The 19967-nt window shown below is 43.7% G+C and carries 21 protein-coding genes; 3 read left to right on the forward strand and 18 right to left on the reverse strand.

Annotated features, from left to right (window positions below; all coding sequences use genetic code 11):
- Positions 1 to 335: 335 nt before the first annotated feature.
- Positions 336 to 701, forward strand: a complete 366-nt coding sequence (gene ybeY, locus C6G87_RS01375; protein WP_233708952.1) for an rRNA maturation RNase YbeY — start codon at positions 336 to 338, stop codon at positions 699 to 701.
- On the opposite strand, the gene tilS is transcribed toward ybeY, so the two are convergent.
- Genes tilS through C6G87_RS01395 form a run of 4 tightly spaced genes read right to left on the reverse strand, consistent with a single transcriptional unit; the run spans position 670 to position 3992 of the window.
- Positions 670 to 1737, reverse strand: a complete 1068-nt coding sequence (tilS, locus tag C6G87_RS01380) for a tRNA lysidine(34) synthetase TilS (RefSeq protein ID WP_104751763.1) — start codon at positions 1735 to 1737, stop codon at positions 670 to 672. The genes ybeY and tilS overlap by 32 nt on opposite strands.
- A 60-nt stretch (positions 1738 to 1797) precedes the next feature.
- Positions 1798 to 2553, reverse strand: coding sequence for an ABC transporter permease (locus C6G87_RS01385; protein WP_104751764.1), 756 nt, complete (start codon positions 2551 to 2553; stop codon positions 1798 to 1800).
- 3 nt (positions 2554 to 2556) lie between these two features.
- Positions 2557 to 3453 carry an ATP-binding cassette domain-containing protein gene (locus C6G87_RS01390; protein WP_158653066.1) on the reverse strand — a complete coding sequence of 299 codons (897 nt, stop codon included), beginning with the start codon at positions 3451 to 3453 and terminating at the stop codon, positions 2557 to 2559.
- The gene (locus C6G87_RS01395) at positions 3453 to 3992 is read right to left on the reverse strand and encodes an outer membrane protein (RefSeq protein WP_104751766.1); all 540 of its coding nucleotides are present in this window, start codon (positions 3990 to 3992) and stop codon (positions 3453 to 3455) included. Before C6G87_RS01395 ends, C6G87_RS01390 begins: the two co-directional genes overlap by 1 nt.
- Before the next feature lie 334 nt (positions 3993 to 4326).
- On the opposite strand from C6G87_RS01395, the gene ispF reads away from it, so the two are divergent.
- Both ispF and C6G87_RS01405 read left to right on the forward strand, forming a co-directional pair.
- Positions 4327 to 5511, forward strand: coding sequence for a 2-C-methyl-D-erythritol 2,4-cyclodiphosphate synthase (ispF, locus tag C6G87_RS01400; RefSeq protein WP_233708950.1), 1185 nt, complete (start codon positions 4327 to 4329; stop codon positions 5509 to 5511).
- The gene (locus tag C6G87_RS01405; RefSeq protein ID WP_104751767.1) at positions 5508 to 6389 is read left to right on the forward strand and encodes a response regulator; all 882 of its coding nucleotides are present in this window, start codon (positions 5508 to 5510) and stop codon (positions 6387 to 6389) included. The genes ispF and C6G87_RS01405 overlap by 4 nt, the downstream gene beginning before the upstream one ends.
- Here the strand turns inward: C6G87_RS01405 and C6G87_RS01410 are convergent.
- From C6G87_RS01410 to trpA, 14 genes are read right to left on the reverse strand one after another with little or no spacing between them, the layout of a single operon-like run.
- Positions 6379 to 6969 carry an amidophosphoribosyltransferase gene (locus tag C6G87_RS01410; protein ID WP_104751768.1) on the reverse strand — a complete coding sequence of 197 codons (591 nt, stop codon included), beginning with the start codon at positions 6967 to 6969 and terminating at the stop codon, positions 6379 to 6381. The two genes, C6G87_RS01405 and C6G87_RS01410, sit on opposite strands and share 11 nt — an antisense overlap.
- Positions 6950 to 7522 (reverse strand): dTMP kinase, encoded by a 573-nt coding sequence (tmk, locus tag C6G87_RS01415; RefSeq protein WP_104751769.1) that lies wholly within the window; start codon positions 7520 to 7522, stop codon positions 6950 to 6952. The genes C6G87_RS01410 and tmk overlap by 20 nt, the downstream gene beginning before the upstream one ends.
- Positions 7506 to 8000: a pantetheine-phosphate adenylyltransferase gene (gene coaD, locus C6G87_RS01420; RefSeq protein WP_104751770.1), complete on the reverse strand. Its 495-nt coding sequence runs from the start codon at positions 7998 to 8000 to the stop codon at positions 7506 to 7508. Before coaD ends, tmk begins: the two co-directional genes overlap by 17 nt.
- A complete protein-coding gene (locus C6G87_RS01425) occupies positions 7994 to 8560 on the reverse strand; it encodes a UbiX family flavin prenyltransferase (RefSeq protein ID WP_104751771.1) in 567 nt (188 codons plus the stop codon). The genes coaD and C6G87_RS01425 overlap by 7 nt, the downstream gene beginning before the upstream one ends.
- The gene (gene flgA, locus C6G87_RS01430; protein ID WP_104751772.1) at positions 8557 to 9228 is read right to left on the reverse strand and encodes a flagellar basal body P-ring formation chaperone FlgA; all 672 of its coding nucleotides are present in this window, start codon (positions 9226 to 9228) and stop codon (positions 8557 to 8559) included. Before flgA ends, C6G87_RS01425 begins: the two co-directional genes overlap by 4 nt.
- Complete coding sequence (locus C6G87_RS01435; protein WP_104751773.1) at positions 9228 to 11087, reverse strand: ATP-dependent helicase; 1860 nt, start codon at positions 11085 to 11087, stop codon at positions 9228 to 9230. The genes flgA and C6G87_RS01435 overlap by 1 nt, the downstream gene beginning before the upstream one ends.
- On the reverse strand, positions 11084 to 13546 hold the full coding sequence (locus C6G87_RS01440; RefSeq protein WP_104751774.1) for a tetratricopeptide repeat protein: 2463 nt from the start codon (positions 13544 to 13546) through the stop codon (positions 11084 to 11086). Before C6G87_RS01440 ends, C6G87_RS01435 begins: the two co-directional genes overlap by 4 nt.
- A 1-nt stretch (position 13547) precedes the next feature.
- A complete protein-coding gene (gene serS / locus C6G87_RS01445; protein WP_104751775.1) occupies positions 13548 to 14807 on the reverse strand; it encodes a serine--tRNA ligase in 1260 nt (419 codons plus the stop codon).
- Entirely contained in the window at positions 14800 to 15612 is an 813-nt protein-coding gene (locus C6G87_RS01450; RefSeq protein WP_104751776.1) for a carbon-nitrogen hydrolase family protein, read from the reverse strand. The genes serS and C6G87_RS01450 overlap by 8 nt, the downstream gene beginning before the upstream one ends.
- Positions 15603 to 16388 (reverse strand): bifunctional demethylmenaquinone methyltransferase/2-methoxy-6-polyprenyl-1,4-benzoquinol methylase UbiE, encoded by a 786-nt coding sequence (gene ubiE, locus C6G87_RS01455; RefSeq protein WP_199767593.1) that lies wholly within the window; start codon positions 16386 to 16388, stop codon positions 15603 to 15605. The genes C6G87_RS01450 and ubiE overlap by 10 nt, the downstream gene beginning before the upstream one ends.
- Positions 16385 to 16822: a protoporphyrinogen oxidase HemJ gene (gene hemJ, locus C6G87_RS01460; protein ID WP_104751778.1), complete on the reverse strand. Its 438-nt coding sequence runs from the start codon at positions 16820 to 16822 to the stop codon at positions 16385 to 16387. Before hemJ ends, ubiE begins: the two co-directional genes overlap by 4 nt.
- A complete protein-coding gene (locus C6G87_RS01465; RefSeq protein ID WP_104751779.1) occupies positions 16823 to 17371 on the reverse strand; it encodes a YigZ family protein in 549 nt (182 codons plus the stop codon).
- A gap of 5 nt (positions 17372 to 17376) precedes the next feature.
- Positions 17377 to 18129 (reverse strand): META domain-containing protein, encoded by a 753-nt coding sequence (locus tag C6G87_RS01470; RefSeq protein WP_233708951.1) that lies wholly within the window; start codon positions 18127 to 18129, stop codon positions 17377 to 17379.
- A 23-nt stretch (positions 18130 to 18152) separates the two neighbouring features.
- Complete coding sequence (gene trpA, locus C6G87_RS01475) at positions 18153 to 18944, reverse strand: tryptophan synthase subunit alpha (protein ID WP_104751780.1); 792 nt, start codon at positions 18942 to 18944, stop codon at positions 18153 to 18155.
- Positions 18945 to 19967: the final 1023 nt, after the last annotated feature.

The raw sequence follows: 19967 nt of genomic DNA on the forward strand, positions 1-19967 counted from the left end.
GCTTTAGCTATGGGGATATATCAATAACATCCAATTGTGTCGCTCTTTACAAAATGGCTTGCCAAAGAATGGCAAAAGTTAGATTTTATATTACCTTAATTTAGAAAATTTTTTATTCAAATATCGTTATGCCAGTAGACACTTTGAGCTAAAACCCGGTAAAATATTTACCCAATAGGAGTCGTAAAAATAAAGGGTTTAGATAGTGTTTATATGCAGTGGTGATCAAAATGTCTCTTTCCAACTGTAGCATTGAAATTATATGTCATGCTAGGGAGTGCCAAGATTTGCCACTAGATTTAGAGGCGTGGTTATTGCCCAAACTTGTGCCCATCATGGAATATTTAAAACACCCTCATCATGTGGAATTAGTGCTCGTGGACGCTCTAGAAATCGCAAGACTTAATCTAGAGTTTAGAAACCTCGATAAAAGCACTGATGTGCTGAGTTTCCCTCTAGAGATGCCCGGACATACATTGTTAGGCAGTGTGGTGATCAATATAGATTTAGCCTTGCAAGAGAGTCAAGCGCGTGCGCATTCTTTGTTAGATGAGATCGCCTTACTTTTCACACATGGCTATTTACACTTGCTAGGTTACGATCATGAGCGTGATCAAGGACAACAACGTATCTTAGAACAAGAGATTATTGCCCATTTCAACTTACCTCTTAGCTTGATGGCACGCACAGAGTTAACTTAGCGTGCTCAATGGTTTTTAAATTTTCCTGCCATTTAGAACTATAGAGCGCATGGCGCATAGTTTTGGGGATCTTTAAGAGTCGGCATTGTTCCTTGTAAGCTTTTGGTAGAGTCAGCTGTTGTGCAACATGTGGCATGGAGCCCACAAATACAAACCCTTGTAGTGCCCCCACGCAATAGATTTTAGCTTGAGTGCTGAAGTGTGCGTTAAAGCGCTGACGCACTAGTTCTAAGCGCTGCTTAGTGCTCAGTACATAGCCTAATTTTTTCAGGAATTGGTCTACATGATATATCTGCTGTCTGGACTCTAAGGCAAGGAAAATATATGTCCCAACAATGTAAAAACTTGAAATAGGTGGATAGAGCGCGTTCTTTTCTTGTTCTAACCACTTAAAACTACGCCGTACTCCTGCACTAAAACCTGCAATTGCCAAAAAAGCATTACTCAAGCCATGTCTAAAAGCGTTGCGTCGGAAGTACTGCATATCATTACTAATGTCGTGGAAGTAAGTATAGCCTTTTGTATGTACAAAATGTTCAAGCGTACTTTTTGGAGTATAGAGGAGAGGACGCACTAAATAGTAAGTATATCCAGCGGTCTCTCTAGACTCTAAAAGGTTAAATCCTAATAGAGTCTGCAAACTTGCCCCCTTAGCTAGTTGCATTAATAGCCACTCTAACTTATCATTAAGATGGTGGGCTAAGAGCACGCATTTGTAGTCATAGTGTGTAGCAAGCTGTGCAAAAAACTCATGGCGGCATGCGCGCGCACATGCCTCCACATTAGCACCTTGAAGTTTGACATAGTGCACATAAACTTGCTTAGCGTGTTCGCTGGCAAGTTTGCGCGCATAAGCAACCTCCTGATCTGCCTGTGCACGCAAGCCATGATGAACAATTGCAATGTCAAACATGATATTTTTTTCTAGCAACAAATAAAACAATGCGACAGAATCTAGCCCTCCAGAAAAAGCTAATAAGCACTTGAATCCCCTTAGATGTTCTAGTCCTTCTAGCGATATTTGCCTCTCAAGCATATTTTACAAAAAAATACCGAGCTCTACCTAGCTATATTAAAGAAGTTTTACAAAGCAAACCTAGCGCGATTTAGGCGTGCTAACCAACAGTGCGCGCCCGGCACCTAGATAAGTTAAGAGCGCGCCTAATCCAAAGAGTACGCCAGAAACCCCCAACACATAGCCCAAATTCTGCCCAGAGAATGCCCCAATGAGCATATTATTAAGATGATAAAAGGGCGAAGAAGTGATAAAGATTTGCCCCCAACTAGGCAAAGCCTGCAAGGGGATGAAGACATTAGAGGACATGATCGCATAGAGATTGATCACATTGGCAATGGCGAGCATGTTTTGATTATTATTCAGGTATTTGACCACCCCTAATGCCACACCAGAGCAAAACACCCCCGCCAAGCCCAATGTGAGCAAGCCTAAGAGAAAGTTCCCCACGCTTAAAGATGGCAAAATCCCTAGCACGCTAAAACTCCCTAAAATAAAAAGTGCGCTAAAGCCCAATACGATCGCCAAGCGCGATAAAACTATCGCTAAGGTGATTTCTAAATAGCTAGCCGGTGTTGCCATGTAAAATAAAAGGGCTTTAGAAGCCCTAGCGCTGCCCAAAGCTTGGGCTAGCCCAAAAATGGCTGTGGAGATGAGGGTGAGCATCACTAGACCCACTACGCTAGCAAAGCGAAAATCGGGCGCATGGGTGTGTTCAAACACCCCAATGAGAAAAGCCAACATCAAAATAGGGTAGGCTAGAGTCCAAAAGATAGCGACCCGATAAGTGATATAGGACTTAAACTCCAAGATAAAGATCGCATAAATGTGGCGCATGAACTACTCCTTCTCCCAATGGTTTAAAGCCAAAAGCAAGTCCTGCGCCTTTGTGGGGCGTAAGTTGAGCCCCATGCGCTTGGTAGATAGGGGCGGTTCTCTTAAGCAGTCTTTTAAAGCTGTTGTGCCAAAGAATATAGCATGCTGGCTGTCTAGGCGCATTGTTAGTTGGTATTTATCCTTGAGGGTTTGGGTAATATCCTGACACTCGGCTTCATTTTCATAAGAAACTTCTAAGGCTAGATCGCCCAAGAGGGTTAAAATCCCCTCTGTCAAAGTGCCATGTTGGAGGATCCGCCCCTGATGCAAGCACAAAACCCGCGTGCAACTCTGTAAAATTGCGGCGTTATGCGTGGCGATCAAAGAGGTTTTTTTGTCCTTGTTGCGCGCGCTAATGGCTTCTGCCACGCGCATAATGGTGGGCTCATCTAAACTCGATTCGGGCTCGTCTAAAATCAAGAGATCGGGGTTATGCCCCAAACTCAAATCCAATTTCAAGCGTTGTTTCTGCCCATCTGAAAAGCTGTCATAAAGCTTAGAGAGCAAATCTTGCGGGAAAAAGTCAAGTTGGCAGGAGCCATATATATGCTCATAAAACTTGACAAGGTCTTTAGCTTTGAGTCCAACCGGGAAGTTAATAGAGGGCGCGCTATAGCCAACTTTAGCGTGCAAGGGCGGGGTGGTGTTGGCATAGGCGATCCCATTTAAGCTAGCTTGCAGCGCAAAATCTGGGCGAAAGCCCAACAACGCGCCTAGCAGAGTGGATTTACCCGCCCCATTGCTCCCAATAAGGGCTGTGCTGGTGTGCTCTGCAAAACTTAAATTTTCTACACTCAAGGGGTGCAGAGGCTTTAGGTTTTCAGAACCACAGTAGCGTAAAATTTGGATATCAAGACGCACTAAAAACGCCAAACATAGTTAGCATAAATCGCCACAGCGCGACGGAAACCATTATAGGCGGGAACAATAGGAATAAGCATTCCCAATTCTACACCATGATGGTAAAGGAAATTAGCGCGAATCCCCACATTAAGAGGAAGCTGGAAATTGGAAACAGAGCCTCTTTGAAAAATCCAGCTACTGCCCAACAACATCAACCCACCATAAGTGCCTATCACATACTTTTTAGTTCCATAGAAATCATAGAGTACATCTGCGCCCACGCCATAGCTAATATTGCTAAGACCGCTACCACCGCTCACGCTGAAATTTCCATAGTAACGAGCCCCAAGATTCTTTCTCTTATTGAAGAATTGTTGATAACCTCCGCGGATATCTATCCCTCCGATATTACCATTTCCGCCCCATTTAGTGGTGAAATAGGCATACTGCACGCCTCCACTGATATAAGCCCCATCTCTCTCTGCATGCAAGGGTGCAACACCTAAGCCCAACACGCCTACAAGCCCTGCAACCGCCAAACTTCTTTTTAATGACATTGTAAAACCCTTCCTATCAAGATAGTGAAGCTCAATTCTAAGCTAAACGCCCTAAAAATGGGTTTAATCATTCTTGGTAGAACCCCTCAATAAACACACTGTATTTAGCACTCTTTATAGGCAAAATATATGCCATGTCATCCTAATTATTTTGACTGGTTTTTAGTGGCGTAAGTGTCTATTCTTTTTTGGCTTTTTGAGGCTGTATTGGATAGCATGTTTTCTTTTAGTGGCATGAACTTAAGGAATTGGATTAAAACATTCTCATTTTTAATACTTCTTTAGTTGAGAGATAGTACAATAGAGGACTACCCTCTGTGAAAAAAGGGCATTTTTGGATTGGGACTTTCAAATTTTCAAACCCATGGGGCTTACGCTTGTTCTAGCCGCTGCAGGCGGGGGTGTGCGCTTTTTAGAAGGATTACAAACCCCTATTGGCTATAAAAAACAATGGCTGCTTGTACGTGGGATACCCCTATGGCAACGAGTCTATGAGCAATTCGAGCGTTTGGGATGTTTTGAGCGCATCGTTTTGGTGGTGGGTAGTCGGATTGAGCAGGTGTTTGTGCAACAACGCCTCCCTAGTGCGTGCGTAGTATTAGGGGGCAGCACCCGTCAAACAAGTGTACAGAATGCCCTAGAGCATGTACAAAGTCGCTTTGTAGTGGTGAGTGATGTAGCGCGCTTTGGACTGGATTTGCGCGTGTTTGAAGAACTCTTAGAGGGTATGCGCACCCATCAACTAGAGGGCATTGCTCCCGCTTTGCCTCCCACAGATACTCTTATTTACGAACACCAAGCATTAGCTAGGGATCGGACTTTTTGTGTGCAAACTCCTCAAATTTGCGTGACCTCCGCACTCAAAAAAGCTTACACATTAGGCAATTTTAGCGATGAGAGTAGCGCGCTACTGCACTCAGGGGCGCGTGTGGAATTTATTCAAGGTAGTCCCCATCTGCACAAACTCACCACCACTTGGGATTTAGCCACACTAGCTCCCTTGCTAGACCCCCCCACCCAGCATGTGGGCATGGGCTTTGATGTGCATGCTTTTGAACCCAACAAGCCCCTAAAGCTAGGGGGAGTGTTGATTGAACCTAGCGATTGCGCCCACTTGGGGCTCAAAGCTCATAGTGATGGCGATGTGCTTTTGCACGCACTGAGCGATGCACTCTTGGGAGCGATCAAGGGGGGAGATATTGGCATGTATTTTAGTGATAAAGATAGCGCATTTGCAAATTTAGATTCAGCGATCATGCTTCAAGAACTCTATGCGCTCGCTCAAAGCATGGGACATGTGATCACGGGTGTAGATTTAACCTTGTTAGCTCAAATCCCTAAGATTACACCCTATAGAGAGCGTATTTGTGAAAATATTGCTAATTTGTTGCGTGTACCGCCTTCTCATGTCAATCTTAAAGCGAGCACAACAGAACATCTAGGATTTATCGGAAGAAAGGAGGGAATGGGCGCGCAGGCACTCGTGCAAACCAAAACCTGCCCCCCCAAAACCGCATGAAAAAAGTTGAGAATGTTTTAATTATTGAGGATGAAGTGCATTTAGCTCAAAGCATTTCCAATGCGCTGGCAAGCTTGGGCTATCGATGCCAAAGTGTTTCGAGCATCTTTCATAACTTTAAAGAAGATTACGATGTGGTGCTTGTCTCTTCTAAAGTCTGTGTCGATCGTTGTGAGCATTTCGTGCGCAAAAACTCTAAGGCAATCACAATTATGATGGCCTCTTTTATCAGTGAGGATAGTGTGAATCGCCCCATTCAAGCGGGCGCGCGCGATTATATTCTCAAACCTTTCAAGATGGACGATTTGATTCGCAAGATTACTTATCATAAATCTTATCAAGAAACTTTGCAGCGCGCGCGTGTCTACGACCGCTATTTAGATTTCATGCTTACCCAGCGCGATTTTAGTGCACACTTGGAACACACCCCTCCCTTTGTGGTGCGTAGCCACACCCAAAGTAGTGCCGATATGTTTGCCCTATACTACGCCCGTACCCATCATTTAGATTTAGAATTTTTCTCTCTCAAAGACACTTCCCCTGAATCTATGCAAGGGGTCTTTTACGCCACTCATCTAGAAATGCTAAGAGGGAGCGAGCGCGATAAATGCTTAAAGACTTTACGTAACCAGCAAGCTATTATCTCATTTGTGGGCGCGGGTGCTGTGGAGTTTGAGCATGTGATCACTTTAGAATCAGAAGAGCCTTTGATCACCCCTTTAGAATTGCTCTCCATTCAAGATTATGAAAAGCACGCCATCGTGCAATTTGGACCTTCTTACACTGACACCGAATTAGCTAAGCACTTAGGGATCAGTCGCAAATCCTTATGGGAAAAACGCCGTCGCTATAACTTACCCCGTAAATCTAATGTTTAGAAGTGTGTGCAAGCACCACCCCAAAGCACACCCGTACTTGTGCGCGCGCTAAAGTTTGCAGAGCTTGTTGCATGGTGGTTCCTGTAGTGAAGATATCATCAACCACAAAGCACTCCAAGGGGCTCTTACCTCTATACACAAAGTCCTTAGTATGGCTTTGCCTGAAGGCTAAACTTTGCCCCGCATAAGTAATAGGCTTGGTAGCGCTGAGCTTATAGTAGAGGGGTTTAAATGTACTTTGTTGGCAGAATTGCCTTAAGATCACTGCTGTTGGTGCGTAAGCGCGTTTAATCGTATCGTCAAGAGCGATCCCATAAAGGGGGTTTGGGAGATTTAAATTGGGACGCACACGCGTTTGAAAGGCTAAGCGCGCTTTGCGCGCCAATAGGGCTAAAAGGCGACTTCCGATGTCATCATACTTACTCTTTAAGAGTATTTCTATCTCCTCATAACAATAAAACCCATAGATGGCAACTCCCTCTACTTTGCGCACTAAAATTTGGGGCTCTAAGAGAGAATTACAACGCGCGCACACCAAATTAAAAGGGCGTACCCATGCCTCACAGAGCACGCAACGCATAGATTTTTTCTAGCACTATTTTGTGCACTTCTTCCACACTTTTAGACGCATCGATCAACTCTGTACGCACGCCTAGTAGGGCACAGGCTTGCTCAAGGCGTTCTTGCACGCCCTTTAAAAAATCCACTCCTTTAAGCTCAATGCCATCAGGATTTTTTGCACGCAAACGCGCTTCGAGCGTGTGGGGATCTAGCTTTAATAACAAAACCATGTCGGGCAATAAGTCCAAACCATGTGCGCAATGTAATTCCCATGCGCGCTCTAATTCATAGCTAGAGTAAGCCAATCCAGAAATAAGAGAACGATCGCTGATGATGAGTTGGTTCAAATTGGGCTTAATCACCTCTTCTAAATGCAGGGCACGATCGGCCAGAAACAAGAGAAATTGAGTTTGGGGAGAAAAAGGATGGTGTAGGGCAACACGGCGCACATGCGCCCCTAAAGCTGTGCCCCCGGGCTCAAGGCTAAAGATTGCCCCCGTAAAGAGAGGTTTGAGCAAGCTAACTTGGGTGCTCTTGCCACTGGTATCTATCCCCTCAAGTGCAATCCACATGGCACTTCCTTTTGATAAAATCAACCACACTTGCGGGCACTAGATGAGTGATCTGCCCCTGATGGGCTAAAATACTGCGCACCACAGAGGCGCTAATAAAGGCGTTTTGCAAAGCGGGCATGAAATAGATTGTTTCTAATTCTGCGTTCAGGGATTTATTGGCATAACCCATCTGAAATTCAAATTCAAAATCGCTCACCGCCCTTAAACCCCGAATGATATAGCGCGCCCCGCGCTTCTTAGCCAAATCTACTAGTAGTCCTTCAAAACTCACGCACTCCACACATGCTAAATGCGCGACACTTAAGCGCATCATCTCGAGGCGTTCTTCTAGGCTAAACATGGGTGATTTGGCTTTAGAGCGCGCAATGCCCACCACTAGCCCTCCAAAGAGCGCGCTGGCACGTTGGATAATGTCCAAATGCCCGTTGGTGATGGGATCAAAAGTCCCCGGATAGATGGCACAATGATCTAACATGGTTGCCCCCAACGCGTGTAAAGATGATTTTCAATGCCCAAAGCATCTAGCCACTTGCCTACTAAAAAAAGCTCCATACTTTCTAAATCTCTAGGCTGGGTATAGTAAGTGAGCATGGGGGGGGCTATGATAACACCTGCGCGCGCTAAGACGAGCAAGTTTTCTAGGGCGATGCTATGTAGAGGCAACTCTCTAGGAGCAATCAGGAGTTTTTTTTGTTCTTTGAGGATCACAGCAGCAGCCCGGCTGATCAATTCATCACAGATCCCATGTGCGATCTTAGCAATGATATTCAAGCTGGCTGGAATGATAGCCATCGCTTGAGCCCCAAAGCTCCCTGAGGCGATGGGTGCGTCAATTTGAGATTCCTCAAAGATTTCTAGGGGATGCTTGAGTTTTCCTAATGCACTTTTGAGATTAATACGTCCTTCTGCACGTGCCACGCGTTTAGCACTTTGACTAACTACCACAAAGAGTGCCCACTCTTGGGGCACATGTTCTAAGAATTTGAGCGCAAGTTGCGTGCCACTCGCTCCACTAATACCCACGACCAATTTCATAGCACTTCTCCTTTGAGCAGCCCCGTGATACGCACCTGTACGCGCTTTTTACTCTCCATATTCAAAGCTTCAATTACTTGATTTAAGCTTCCATTTTGTAAAGCTTGCAAGGAAGTTTCTAAGGAAATTGAGCCACTGATCAAGGTGGCGCTAAAAATTTCATTTTTATACACTAAAATTTTAGGCGCAACCTTGTCTACACTCAAAAGGGTATTTGCTCCTAAAAAACTCTTCGTACTGCTATTGTTAATATAAGAATCGTCTAAAGGCATGGTGTTGAATTGCTCGAAAGGTACATTTTGAGCATAGGTGTTTTGGCTGTCCAAATTGACATCTTTTTTAAGCACGCCCTTAGTCTTATACACTTGCATATCAGCAATCACTTGGTACTTGAGCAACGAATCACCCACACGCACCAAACCTTCTTTTCTTAAAAATTGTTGAGGGCGTAGGTGAAAGGGGGCTCCCTGCTGGTTAGCATAGGGTGCAAGAAAAGCGCTCAAGCGTGCCATGTCTCCGCTAGCAATCTGTACTTGCACACGGCTCACATGGAAATGGTAAGCATGGTAGAAGTGTTCATAGGACTTTTGAATACGCTGTGCAACCAGATTGAGCGGATCGCCTAGAAGAAGTTGGCAACACAAGAAGAGAAGGCAAAATGCGCGCATTAGCAACCTTTGAGCAACAATCTAGCTTCTTTTAAAAAAGTCGAGGGGTGCAAACCATGTTGTAGCGTGTTGAAATACATCCGTTCCTGTGCGCTACACAAATAGAGTTCTTCTTTAGCGCGCGTGATTGCCACATAGCAGAGGCGACGCTCTTCTTCCAAATCCGCTTTATAATAAGGAAAAAAGTCCTCTTCGAATCCCACTATGAAAACAACTCGAAATTCTAGCCCCTTAGCCGCATGTACGCTCATGCAAGAAAGAGCTTGATCGTTGTTGAGACTAGGGTCTTCTAAAATACTTTGTTCTAAAAAGCCTGCTAAGCTAGCTTGAGGTTCTTGAAAATAATCCTCTAGCATACTTTGCAATCCTTCGATATATTCTAAATCTTCTTCAGAACAACGCGCTTCTAAGGGTACAGCTTGTAAAAGAGTGTTTAACACAGCTGTATTTGGACAAGAGGCTAGGGATTGTAAGAGAGTGTATAATTTACCTAGCATCTCATGGGTACGCTTGGCTAACACGCCTTTCAAGAGGTTTTTTTTGTAAAGTTGATAAATAGAAAGCATGTGCTCTTGAGATAGTTGCTTGATCTTTTCTAAGCTAGTTGCGCCGATACCTCTTGGGGGGGTGTTGATAATTCTACATAAATGCGCATCATCGTTAGGATCAACAATTACCTTAAAATAAGCGAGCAAGTCTTTGATAATGGCGCGCTCAAAAAATCCCGTTCCCCCTACAACCCTATAGGGGATTTTAGCTCCCCGTAAACCCTCTTCAATGCTTTTACATAGCATGTTAAAGCGGTACAAAATCGCCATTTGCCCATAGGACACGCCCCGTTTGGCGCATTCCAAAATAGTGGTGGTTAGGAAAGTATTTTCTTCGTGGGGGCTAGCGAAGTGTTTAAATACAAGGCGTTGGTTGTTCGTATGTGGGTTATGACTAAAGAGAGTTTTAGGATGGCGACGCGTGTTGTGTTTAATAAGAGTGTTTGCACATTGCACAATATCCTGGGAAGAGCGGTAGTTTTGCTCCAGCTTAATCACTTTGGCTTGTGGGAATTGATCTTGGAAATCTAAAATATTGTTAATATCTGCACCCCTAAAACCATAAATACTTTGATCATCATCGCCCACTACACAAAGATTTTGGTGTGTGGTGCAGAGTTTCTGCAAAAGTTTAAATTGGAGAGGATTGGTATCTTGGTATTCATCGACCATAATAAAGGTGTAGCGTTGGCTGATGTAGGTGGCTAGCTCTACATCTTCGAGTAACGCATAAGGGAGAGCTAGCAAATCATCTAGGTCGACAAAATTATGTTTAAGCAAGAGCTCTTGGTAAATTTTGTAGGCTTTTTGAACATCTGGGTAACAATTGTGTAGAGCAACTTGATGGTTTTTAAGCATGGAGATGTGCTTAAAGATATTGCCCAAATAGACGCGTTCTTCAATATAGGGGGGTTTGAGTTTTAAAATTGCTTCTTTGCTTAGAGTCTTTGCCTCTTGAGGAGAGAGGAGTTTAAAATTCTGTCGTCCTAGTAAGTGGGCATGTTGCTTGAGAAAAAAAAGCCCAAATTTATGAAAAGTGGTCAGCATGGGGTGTGCGGTACAGACATGTCCACAGGCGCGCAAAAGCGCGTTCGCGCGTTCTCTCATCTCATGGGCTGCCTTATTGGTAAAGGTTAAAGTGAGTGTTTGCTCGGGGGGCACGCGCGCGCAAGCAAGCAAATAAGCCAAACGGGTGGTTAAAGTCTTGGTTTTGCCACTGCCCGCCCCAGCTAAGACGAGTAAAGGACCTTCCACATGGATACAGGCTTGTGCTTGGGGGGCATTTAAGCCCGCTAAAAGCCGATTTTTCATGGAAACTCTTTTTGGTTGGTGGGGGGCTGGAGGGCAAAATCTAAATAGGAGGATCGAAATTTCTTATCCTTGATTGCACCAAAGTGATTTAAGCTTGCTTCCAAATTGCCGATACGCTGGTAGAGCAAGCCTAATCCATAGCGTACATCGTAATTCCCCGGTAGCTTTGTCTTGGCAAACTCTAAAATCAGAGCAGCATCACCATAGCGTTTTAGAGCAATGTTGGCTAAACTAGCCAACATTAAAGGTTCGGCATCTACCTCTTGGCGTTTATCGATGAGGAAATTAAGCAGACTAACCGCCTTCTCATATTTTTTTTGAAAAATACTGATTAAAGCAAGCATGCGCATTAAATCTGTGCTGAGGTCTTGGTCTTGTGTAACACTCAAGCGCAAAGTGAGTTCTTGTTCCTGCTGATTTAATAGTCCTGTAATAAAACCTAAATAGATGTACATTTTGCGTGCTAAGAGTGGTCCATGAATAAGCTCTTCTAGATTCATGTTCTTATTGGTTAAAAAGGCATAAGCCCCTAACATCTGCTTAATATCTGCATGGTATTTGAGCATCATTTCGTAAAAAAGATTAGTGAGCATATTGTTAGGCTGCATGGCGCACAAGGTTTTAAAACTCTCAATAAGGCGTCGCTTATCATGGGCTTTATGTGCATAGGCAACATTAAGGGCATAGTAAATTTTGAGGGGCATTTGTACATGGCTGAGCCATCCTAAGTCATCGTTACTCACACCATTAAGATAATTGATAAAAGAACGCAAAAAAGCGCGCTGAGTCTTATCAGGAATGTTCATGACTTGAAAGTCCATCGTGAGTTCTCTTAGAAAAATATCCATATCCTCATAATTGAGTCGCCCGGCCAACACAGCAAAGATTCCTGCCAATACATTACTACTATCTAGGTGGTACGCTTTTCTGAAATGGAAACTTGCATGGTTAAAATCATCTAATTGGGCGTAGGTGAGCGCGGCATCATAGTGACTCACAGCATTATTGGGGTTAGCTTGTAGAGCCAGCTTAAATTGACGGAGCGCACTACGTAAATGTGAGCGCCCCACATCCTTGAGCGCGGCGATGGTGTACTGATCGGAAGTGCTCATGCTACTTCCTGTTTCTAGTGATTGGAGAGCTCGCTGAAAATCCTTATTCTCATTCGTATCTACAAAAGAAACCCCTTCTTGAATCGTTTTAAGCCCCTTTTTAACATTGGTTAATTTGAAGGGTGCGTAGTAGAAAAAAATCCGATAAATGGGCAGTCCGATACTTTGTCGAAAATTATTTTTCCAAAAGTCGCGTCGAACGGTGTTGATATCAAAGAAGCTAGCATTGGGAACGGGAGCAATAGGATAAGTATCACTAAGAATTTTGAGTTGGTGCGGATTGTTCAAGCCTTCCTTATTCAAGAAGCCCAAGACTCTACTGGCTTCAGGGAAGTTGCCTATTTTTAGAAAGATAATTTCCATCGCTACAAATGTGCTTAAGTCATGGGGGTATTTGTCCACATAACGTTGCAAATGCACTAAGGCATTTTTATAATCTCCCAATCTAGCGTAGAGCAAACCTAGAGCCTTATCGTCTTTGTGAGTGGCGACTCGGTTTAAGCTATCTAGAGCATTATGGGCATCTCCAAAGAGCAAATATATTTTAGCGGCTAGGCGATCCCGTGCATCTTTGAAAATTGTTGAATTAGAATGGGTGAGACTAGAAAGAGTTTCAAAATAATGCCCTCCGTAATAGAGCCCTAAAGCATAAGTGTAGGCATAAATAGGCTGGTTAGCAATTCGAGGAAGGTTTTGCATAGTGAGTTTCAAATAACGCGTGTAAAGATCCATGTTGTTGATATAAAAGGCTGCAACCATAGCATTAATAGCATTCACGCTAGTGTTTTGTCCTGAGGCAATAGCATTATCAAATGCAGCCAGCGCACCCATATAGTCATGCGCACGCATTTTGATCACGCCTAAATTGTGATCGACAATACTAGAAGACATGTGCGAAATATCATTGAAGATTTTTAAAGCCTCTTGATGTTGTCCTTGCTGATAAAGAAGATCTGCTTTAGCAATGAGGGCGTTAATCTGCTCTTCATTACTTAAAGGAATGATATGACTACCTCCCAAAGCGGGCAAATGGGCAAAATCCTCATCTTGGTTAGATGCTATCTTGGCGCGTTGCTTTTGAAGTTGAGTTTCCGTTTCCATCAATTCTTGGCGCTCGTTTTTGTGTCTGTAGTGCAGTATAAGAGAGAGTCCGATAACCAAAATTAAAATACCTAAAATCCCTGCTCCTACTCCATAGAGTAATTTAGGGCGATTCTTTAGACTAATCATAGCGCCGGTAAAGCGTTCGTAGGTGGCGCGACTAAAGACTTCTTTAATCGCTTGGATTAAGGAGGGGAATAGAGACTTTTTCCCTTTAGGGCTATTTGGAGGACTGCTATCAACCATCTTACAACCAATTTTTTAAATAAGGTTCTAACACGGAAGGGATGCGAATCTCTCCATTTTGCTTTTGATGATTTTCCATGAGGGCTACCAAAGTGCGCCCCACCGCCAAAGAAGAACCATTAAGAGTGTGCACTAGCGCATTTTTCTTACCCTCTTTGTAGCGGATTTTAGCGCGACGGGCTTGAAAATCACGCGTGTTAGAAACTGAACTGATTTCGCGGTAACAATTTTGCCCGGGCAACCACACCTCAATATCGATCGTGTTGCTTGCACTGAATCCTAAGTCGCCACTGCAGAGTTGCATAAAGCGGTGTGGAAGCTCTAGGGCACACAAAATCGCACTGGCTGCTTCTAGCATCTTTTCTTGCATGTATGTGCTTTGATCGGGGTGGGTGAGCGCAACTAATTCAACCTTATCAAATTGATGTTGGCGGATAATCCCATGCGTGTCTCTAGATGCGCTTCCGGCCTCTTTACGGAAGCAGGGGGTACAGGCGGTCATCATAATGGGTAATGCTTCTAGGGGTAAAATTTCATCGGCATAGAGATTGGTCAAACTCACTTCAGAGGTGGGGATGAGATAGAGCGATTCGCCCTCAATCTTGAAGAGATCCTCTTGGAATTTTGGGAGTTGCCCTGTACCAAAGAGACTAGTCGCATTCACGATTACGGGGGGACTCACAATCTCAAATCCATGTGTAGCGTTAGAGTCGAGCATGAAATTAGCCAACGCCCTATGTAGCAAAGCCCCTTGAGCGCGTAAGACATTGAAACGACTTTTAGAGATTTTAACCGCGCGTTCAAAGTCGATCCACCCATTAGTTTGGGCAAGTTCGTGGTGTTCTTTAGGAAGGAAGTCAAAACTCTTAGGGGTTAAAACCCTCTTGATCTCTACATTATCTCTTTCATCTTTACCAAAAGGAGTGGCGGGGTCCAATAAATTGGGAATACCTGCCAGTAGCGCATCTAATTTCTCTTCCAAGGTATTGACTTGGGTTTGTAGACGAGTAATATTGATCTTGTTCTCTTCTAAAGAAGTTTTAAGATTAGGAGCGTTGGGATCGCTTTGGCGTTGGGCTTGAAAGAAGCTTTTAGAAATCTTATTTTGAAAGGCTTGTGCCTCTTCAAGCTGAAGCTTATGGGCTTTAAAATCTAATAAAAGTGCCTTTAAATCTAATAAGGTTTGGGGGTCTACAAAGCGCTTTTGTAGATTGCCTAGAACACTCTCAAAATCCTTAAGCAGTAACTTTTTATCAATCATTGATCTCTCCCACATGAGTTTGAGGGGTTCTAAAACCCCATTCACGCGCCCACGCGTCTAAATATTCTTTGTGTATCTCCAAATGTAAAACTCCCTCTTGTCCCTGCAAGCTATCCACAATTTGCGCATTAGGCAAGGCAATAAAGCTATCCCCATAAAAACGCCATGGTAAATTGCATTTATTTTCTTGGTAATATTCTTGCCTCACAAGCCCCACACGATTAGCGCGTGCAACCAACATAGAATTACAAAAAGCGCGTGCGCTACACACAGCACGCCAGCGTTCAAAGGATTCAAAGGTGCTTGCCGTGCTCAAAAGTACCATATCTACTCCGTTCTCCTGCATAGTTAGCCAAAGCGCATCAAAATGCAATTCATAACCAAAGAGTAAAGCGATCTTGATATCTTCTAACACAAAGTTTAAAGGCATTTGTAAAGCTTTTTGAGGATTGGCAAAAAAGGCGCGCTCATCCCAATGATCGAAAGCAATCAAGCGTTGCTGAGTGTAATAGTGTGTGTGATTAGGACTAATCCATGCCATCTGTTTATACAGCCCTTGCTCTTGGAGGGTGAGTGTGGGTACAGCAAAGTGTACACTTCTTTGACGCGCAAGGGCTTCGAGTTGAGCTTGTCTTGTGTGGGCTTGATTAACGATATGCTGGGGCTCACTTTTAAGCAAATCTAGAAAAAAAGGACTTAGCACATATTCAGGGAAGAGACAAAGCGCGCCCTTAGGAATCTGATCTAAATTTCTTTGTAAAAATTCCAAATCTAGGCGTGCCGTCTGAAAGATTGCTAAGTGCATGTCTGCCCCTGCGTATTTTTAACCGCTAAAATACAAGAAACGCTTTTGTAAAGATAGTATTTTTTTTCTACGACTTCTAAGCCGACTGAATTTAGTTCGTCTTCCAGTTCGTCTGCACTGATAAAGCTTTCAATCGAGGCAGGTAAATAGGCATAGGCTTTGTAATTGTGACTAAGTAACATGCCAAAAATAGGTAGAATTTTGGAAGTATAAAAATGCGCTAAAGTGCCCAGGATTCCGCGCTGATCGCAACGCATAAATTCTAGAACTAGTAGCACTCCGCCTTTTTTGAGAGTGCGGCTAAATTCACTCAACGCGGCGCGCCGATCAAGCACATTGCGCAAACCATAGGCGATACTGATCAAATCCAAGCTTTGATCCTGCACCACGGAGAGGTGTTTAGCTTGTAAACATTCTAAAGAAATTTTAGAGGTGTAATTCTTAGCACGTGCGCTGATTTTTTCTTGAGCAAGATGCAACATTTCTTTAGAAGGGTCGATTCCATAAATATGCTCCAAATCCCCATGCGAATGCTCCAGCGCTTCTAAAATATGCAAGAGCATATCAGCTGTACCGCATGCCACATCTGCTACACGCAAATGTTGCAAATCCCCCTTAAAGGCATAAACCCAACGCAACGCGCGTGCAATACCATCCTTACGCCACTTTTCATCTTGCTTAAAGCTCAAGACGCGGTTAGTCGTATCATAAGTAGACGCGATAGCATCAAACATGCCAATAATCTTTTTTTGTTCCTGATCGCGTTCAGATTTCAAAAGAATTTCCCCACCACACAAAAGACAATCACCACCATGCAGAATGTGGGCACTTCATTAATCAAGCGGAAAAACTTACCACTCTTGTAAGTGCTATCTTGGGCTAGCATGCGCATGAATTTTCTACACATAAAGTGATAATGCAACAAAATTAACACACAAAGCAACTTGAGATGTAACCATCCATGGTGGAAAACCTCTGTACCTAAAATGTAGAGCAAACCCAAACCACTCAATACAGAGATAAGCATAGCGGGCATGGCAATATAACTATAAAGTTTTTGTTCTTGCACTTGCACGATGGCAACAAAATCCTGCTTATCCATGTTCTCGCGATGGTAGACCAATAAGCGGGGTAGATAAAACAAAGCTGCCATCCACGAAATGATTCCAATCACATGCACAATCTTAAACCACACATACCAATTTTCCATTTAACTCTCTCCTAAAATAGTTGATGCCTGCGCGCCTTTTAAAAGCACCCATGCACCCTCCGATTCTAAGGATTGCTTTTCTAACACAACTCCACACTTTTTCGCCCGCGCGCTCAGATTATCTAGTTTAGCATAGGGTATGAAACGCAGTAGGGGTTCTTCAAAAAATTCTAGAGCTTTTTGACTATGCATTTCTTGGATACAGAGTTGCACGCTAGTTCCATAGGCTTTCATTAAACCCCCCACTCCCAAGAGTATCCCTCCAAAATAGCGCACCACAATCACTGCGCTTTGGCATAATTCCTCACGACGCAGGATTTCTAGTAACACACGCGCGCTGTTTTTTGGCTCTTTAGCTTCATGTAGCGCCTCCTTTAGTCTGCCCTCTTGCATTTGCCGATAAGCGTACACAATATGGCGTGCTTTATGATGCTCTTCTTGCAAACATGCCAAAGTAGTTTCAAAGCGTGCGCTAGGCATTAAAAAACCTAGAAAGAGTGAACCTTTCACGCGGTGCTGGGATTCTAAGAGGGTAGTTACGGCGTGCATGGGTATCAATGTTGTAAGTAAATTTGCATCTTTTGGTTATCCAAAACAAGCGTATTTTTACCCCTTGTGATCGTAAAAAGTCCCTGTAAATGCCCATAAAAAGCAAGTTCAAAAGCCATTAACTTTTCGTTTTTACACACGCGACGTGAAATGCCCTTATCCTCAATGCGTAAATGATCATCATCACGGAAAGCATAACTGATAAAATATTTGTTGCAGTAAGCCGTTCCATAAGCGCGCAACTGTTTTTGGTCAAATTCTACACGCCCCATCGGACTGTTAGCGATGGCGCTTGCAAGTTTAGAATTCTTAGGAGTATGTCGGCTACGCGCAATGTCCTCTTGTAAGCGCTGGATATCATTTTTAATCATAGAGGCATCGGGGGGCAGATCCTGCGCATTGAGATTTTTAAGTTTGGTTTCTAATTCCGCCTTAAGTAAATCTAGCTTATTCTGAGGAGTTGGAGTACTTGGAGGGGTAGAGGGCATGTTTTGTGGTGTGGTTACCGAAGGTGTATCAGGGTTAGGCTGTACTGGAGGGGTGGGCTGGGGGTTGAGCGCTTCTAAAATCAGATCATTGACGTTGAAGCTCTGTCCGTCCATCACCACACGCACGATACGATAGTGATTGTAGTTGAAGTTTTTACTAAAAAAGCGCACCAAGAAACACCCACTTAACAATAAAGCAACAAAACACAAGCTTAAACTAAGGCGCGCGCTTCTACTTATAACCCCAAAAACACCCCTAATTTCTCGCACTCCAACCCTTTATGCATTAAAGTCTAATTATAGCACAACCCCACACGCATATCTCGGACAAACGCGCTCAAGTGCTCCAACATCATCTGCGGGTCATCTAGGTGTGTTTCGATAATTTGCACGACGGCTGAGCCCACAATCACCCCCTTAGCTCCCATTTGTAATGCCTTTTGTGCGTGCTCGGGTGTAGAAATCCCAAAACCTAGTAAACAAGGGGTTTGAGTGTATTGCTTTAGATTATAAATCAGGGCATGGGCTTGGGGTTCTAAGCTAGCATGCGTGCCTGTAACCCCCGCACGCGCCAAAACATAAATGTAAGCACTGCTCAGGCGTGCGAGGCGCTCTAGGGTAGGCATAGAGGCATTGGGACTTGCAATGAAGATGGGGTTGATCTGGTGTTTATGTGCACTTTGTACAAAGGGCGCACTTTCATGCAGAGGCACATCAGCGATAAGTACGCTATCTATCCCACTATGTGCACAGGCATAGTAAAACTCTTCGATCCCAAAGTTGTGTACTAAATTTGCATACACCAACAAGCCTATAGGGATCTGGGCGTTATAGGCACGCACCTTTTCTAAGCAGGCAAAATTTTCGCGCATACTAACAGGGTTTTGCAACGCCCTAAGGTGGCTTTTTTGAATGATAGGTCCATCGGCAATGGGATCAGAAAAAGCAAAGCCTAGTTCCAGCGCGCTAGCTCCCGCATCGATCAGCGTCTTAATAATCTCAAGACTATGTACATAAGTAGGATCGCCCAAAGTCACAAAGGGCACAAAAACACCCTGTTTTTCAAAAGCTTTTACATATCTCATAGGGGCTACATCGGCAGGCGTGTTAAATTCTCAAACTGCGAGGTTTAGAGTTTTGGCATGTGTCTATATAGTATCAAGAAAAAGTGCGCATCGAGCAGGCAAAACGCATTGCTAATGTTTACAGATATGGTACGCTTCAAATTGTCTAGTTGCATTGGAACTTTCTTAATACAGATTAGTCTGAAGACAAAAGCTTATTTTACCCCGCCACGCCGTGAGCTCCTCTAGCTTTGGCTATCTAGCATTGATAGTCTTGTGCTAACATCTGCCCCACAATTAAGGGATATACCCTCTCTAGAACATCAACCCTTTGGAATGGAGAACATAAGACTCCAAAGCGGGCTGTCTTGTTTGAAGCTACAATCTCCACTAAAGCTAGAATCCCCTAACTTCAGTTATGGGGAGTTTGTCAAATGGCGTAAAATTCCGTAAACAAGAGCGTTCTTAAACTTATTTAAGTAGGCTTAAAGTTAATGTCAAGTTTCGCCATGCTGTGCGGACTTAGATTTTTTATTGTGGACTTGACACGCCTGTGAGACTCACAAAAAAATAATTCATAATTAACTTGTTGTTCGATCATCTCGACACCCCCCCTAACTTTAGCTATAGCTATAGAGATTCTAGGATCATCAAGAATCTGCCCCTCTTAAGTGCGTCTTAACATCTCTCCTCCAAGAGTGGCTTCTCCCACCTATGAATATGAACATTGATACTTGCGTTTAATCTCTATCCCAAGAAAAGCCACAAGAGGGATAATTTAACGAGCACTATATGCTCACTCCCTATCTTTGAGGCTTAAATCCTCTTTGATGTCCCACAGCTAGAAGAAGTCTTAGAGCTAGGCACAACAGCATGGTTTTTAATGAGACTTATTTTAACCATTTGGGTTTTTCTCTCCAAGATGGTCCTTCAAGGATAACAACCCTTGTAGTTTGGCATGAGAGGCACACCCCTTCAGCTTGTGCACCCCACCCCTTTATATTCAAGTCCTCAATGAAAATATGGCTGTATTGTTGGACTAGA

The sequence above is a fragment of the Helicobacter baculiformis genome (genome assembly GCF_900197685.1).
In the GTDB taxonomy this organism is placed as follows: domain Bacteria; phylum Campylobacterota; class Campylobacteria; order Campylobacterales; family Helicobacteraceae; genus Helicobacter; species Helicobacter baculiformis.

What these genes read in the sequence shown, in the direction of transcription:
- flgA (WP_104751772.1), bottom strand. Translation starts at nt 9,228, where the DNA reads ATGCGCGCATTTTGCCTTCTCTTCTTGTGTTGCCAACTTCTTCTAGGC.
- hemJ (WP_104751778.1), bottom strand. Translation starts at nt 16,822, where the DNA reads ATGGAAAATTGGTATGTGTGGTTTAAGATTGTGCATGTGATTGGAATC.
- C6G87_RS01425 (WP_104751771.1), bottom strand. Translation starts at nt 8,560, where the DNA reads ATGAAATTGGTCGTGGGTATTAGTGGAGCGAGTGGCACGCAACTTGCG.
- C6G87_RS01410 (WP_104751768.1), bottom strand. Translation starts at nt 6,969, where the DNA reads ATGCGTTGCGTGCTCTGTGAGGCATGGGTACGCCCTTTTAATTTGGTG.
- C6G87_RS01435 (WP_104751773.1), bottom strand. Translation starts at nt 11,087, where the DNA reads ATGAAAAATCGGCTTTTAGCGGGCTTAAATGCCCCCCAAGCACAAGCC.
- C6G87_RS01405 (WP_104751767.1), top strand. Translation starts at nt 5,508, where the DNA reads ATGAAAAAAGTTGAGAATGTTTTAATTATTGAGGATGAAGTGCATTTA.
- tilS (WP_104751763.1), bottom strand. Translation starts at nt 1,737, where the DNA reads ATGCTTGAGAGGCAAATATCGCTAGAAGGACTAGAACATCTAAGGGGA.
- C6G87_RS01450 (WP_104751776.1), bottom strand. Translation starts at nt 15,612, where the DNA reads ATGCACTTAGCAATCTTTCAGACGGCACGCCTAGATTTGGAATTTTTA.
- tmk (WP_104751769.1), bottom strand. Translation starts at nt 7,522, where the DNA reads ATGTGGATTGCACTTGAGGGGATAGATACCAGTGGCAAGAGCACCCAA.
- coaD (WP_104751770.1), bottom strand. Translation starts at nt 8,000, where the DNA reads ATGTTAGATCATTGTGCCATCTATCCGGGGACTTTTGATCCCATCACC.
- C6G87_RS01465 (WP_104751779.1), bottom strand. Translation starts at nt 17,371, where the DNA reads ATGCACGCCGTAACTACCCTCTTAGAATCCCAGCACCGCGTGAAAGGT.
- C6G87_RS01440 (WP_104751774.1), bottom strand. Translation starts at nt 13,546, where the DNA reads ATGGTTGATAGCAGTCCTCCAAATAGCCCTAAAGGGAAAAAGTCTCTA.
- C6G87_RS01385 (WP_104751764.1), bottom strand. Translation starts at nt 2,553, where the DNA reads ATGCGCCACATTTATGCGATCTTTATCTTGGAGTTTAAGTCCTATATC.
- ybeY (WP_233708952.1), top strand. Translation starts at nt 336, where the DNA reads ATGGAATATTTAAAACACCCTCATCATGTGGAATTAGTGCTCGTGGAC.
- C6G87_RS01395 (WP_104751766.1), bottom strand. Translation starts at nt 3,992, where the DNA reads ATGTCATTAAAAAGAAGTTTGGCGGTTGCAGGGCTTGTAGGCGTGTTG.
- serS (WP_104751775.1), bottom strand. Translation starts at nt 14,807, where the DNA reads ATGATTGATAAAAAGTTACTGCTTAAGGATTTTGAGAGTGTTCTAGGC.
- trpA (WP_104751780.1), bottom strand. Translation starts at nt 18,944, where the DNA reads ATGAGATATGTAAAAGCTTTTGAAAAACAGGGTGTTTTTGTGCCCTTT.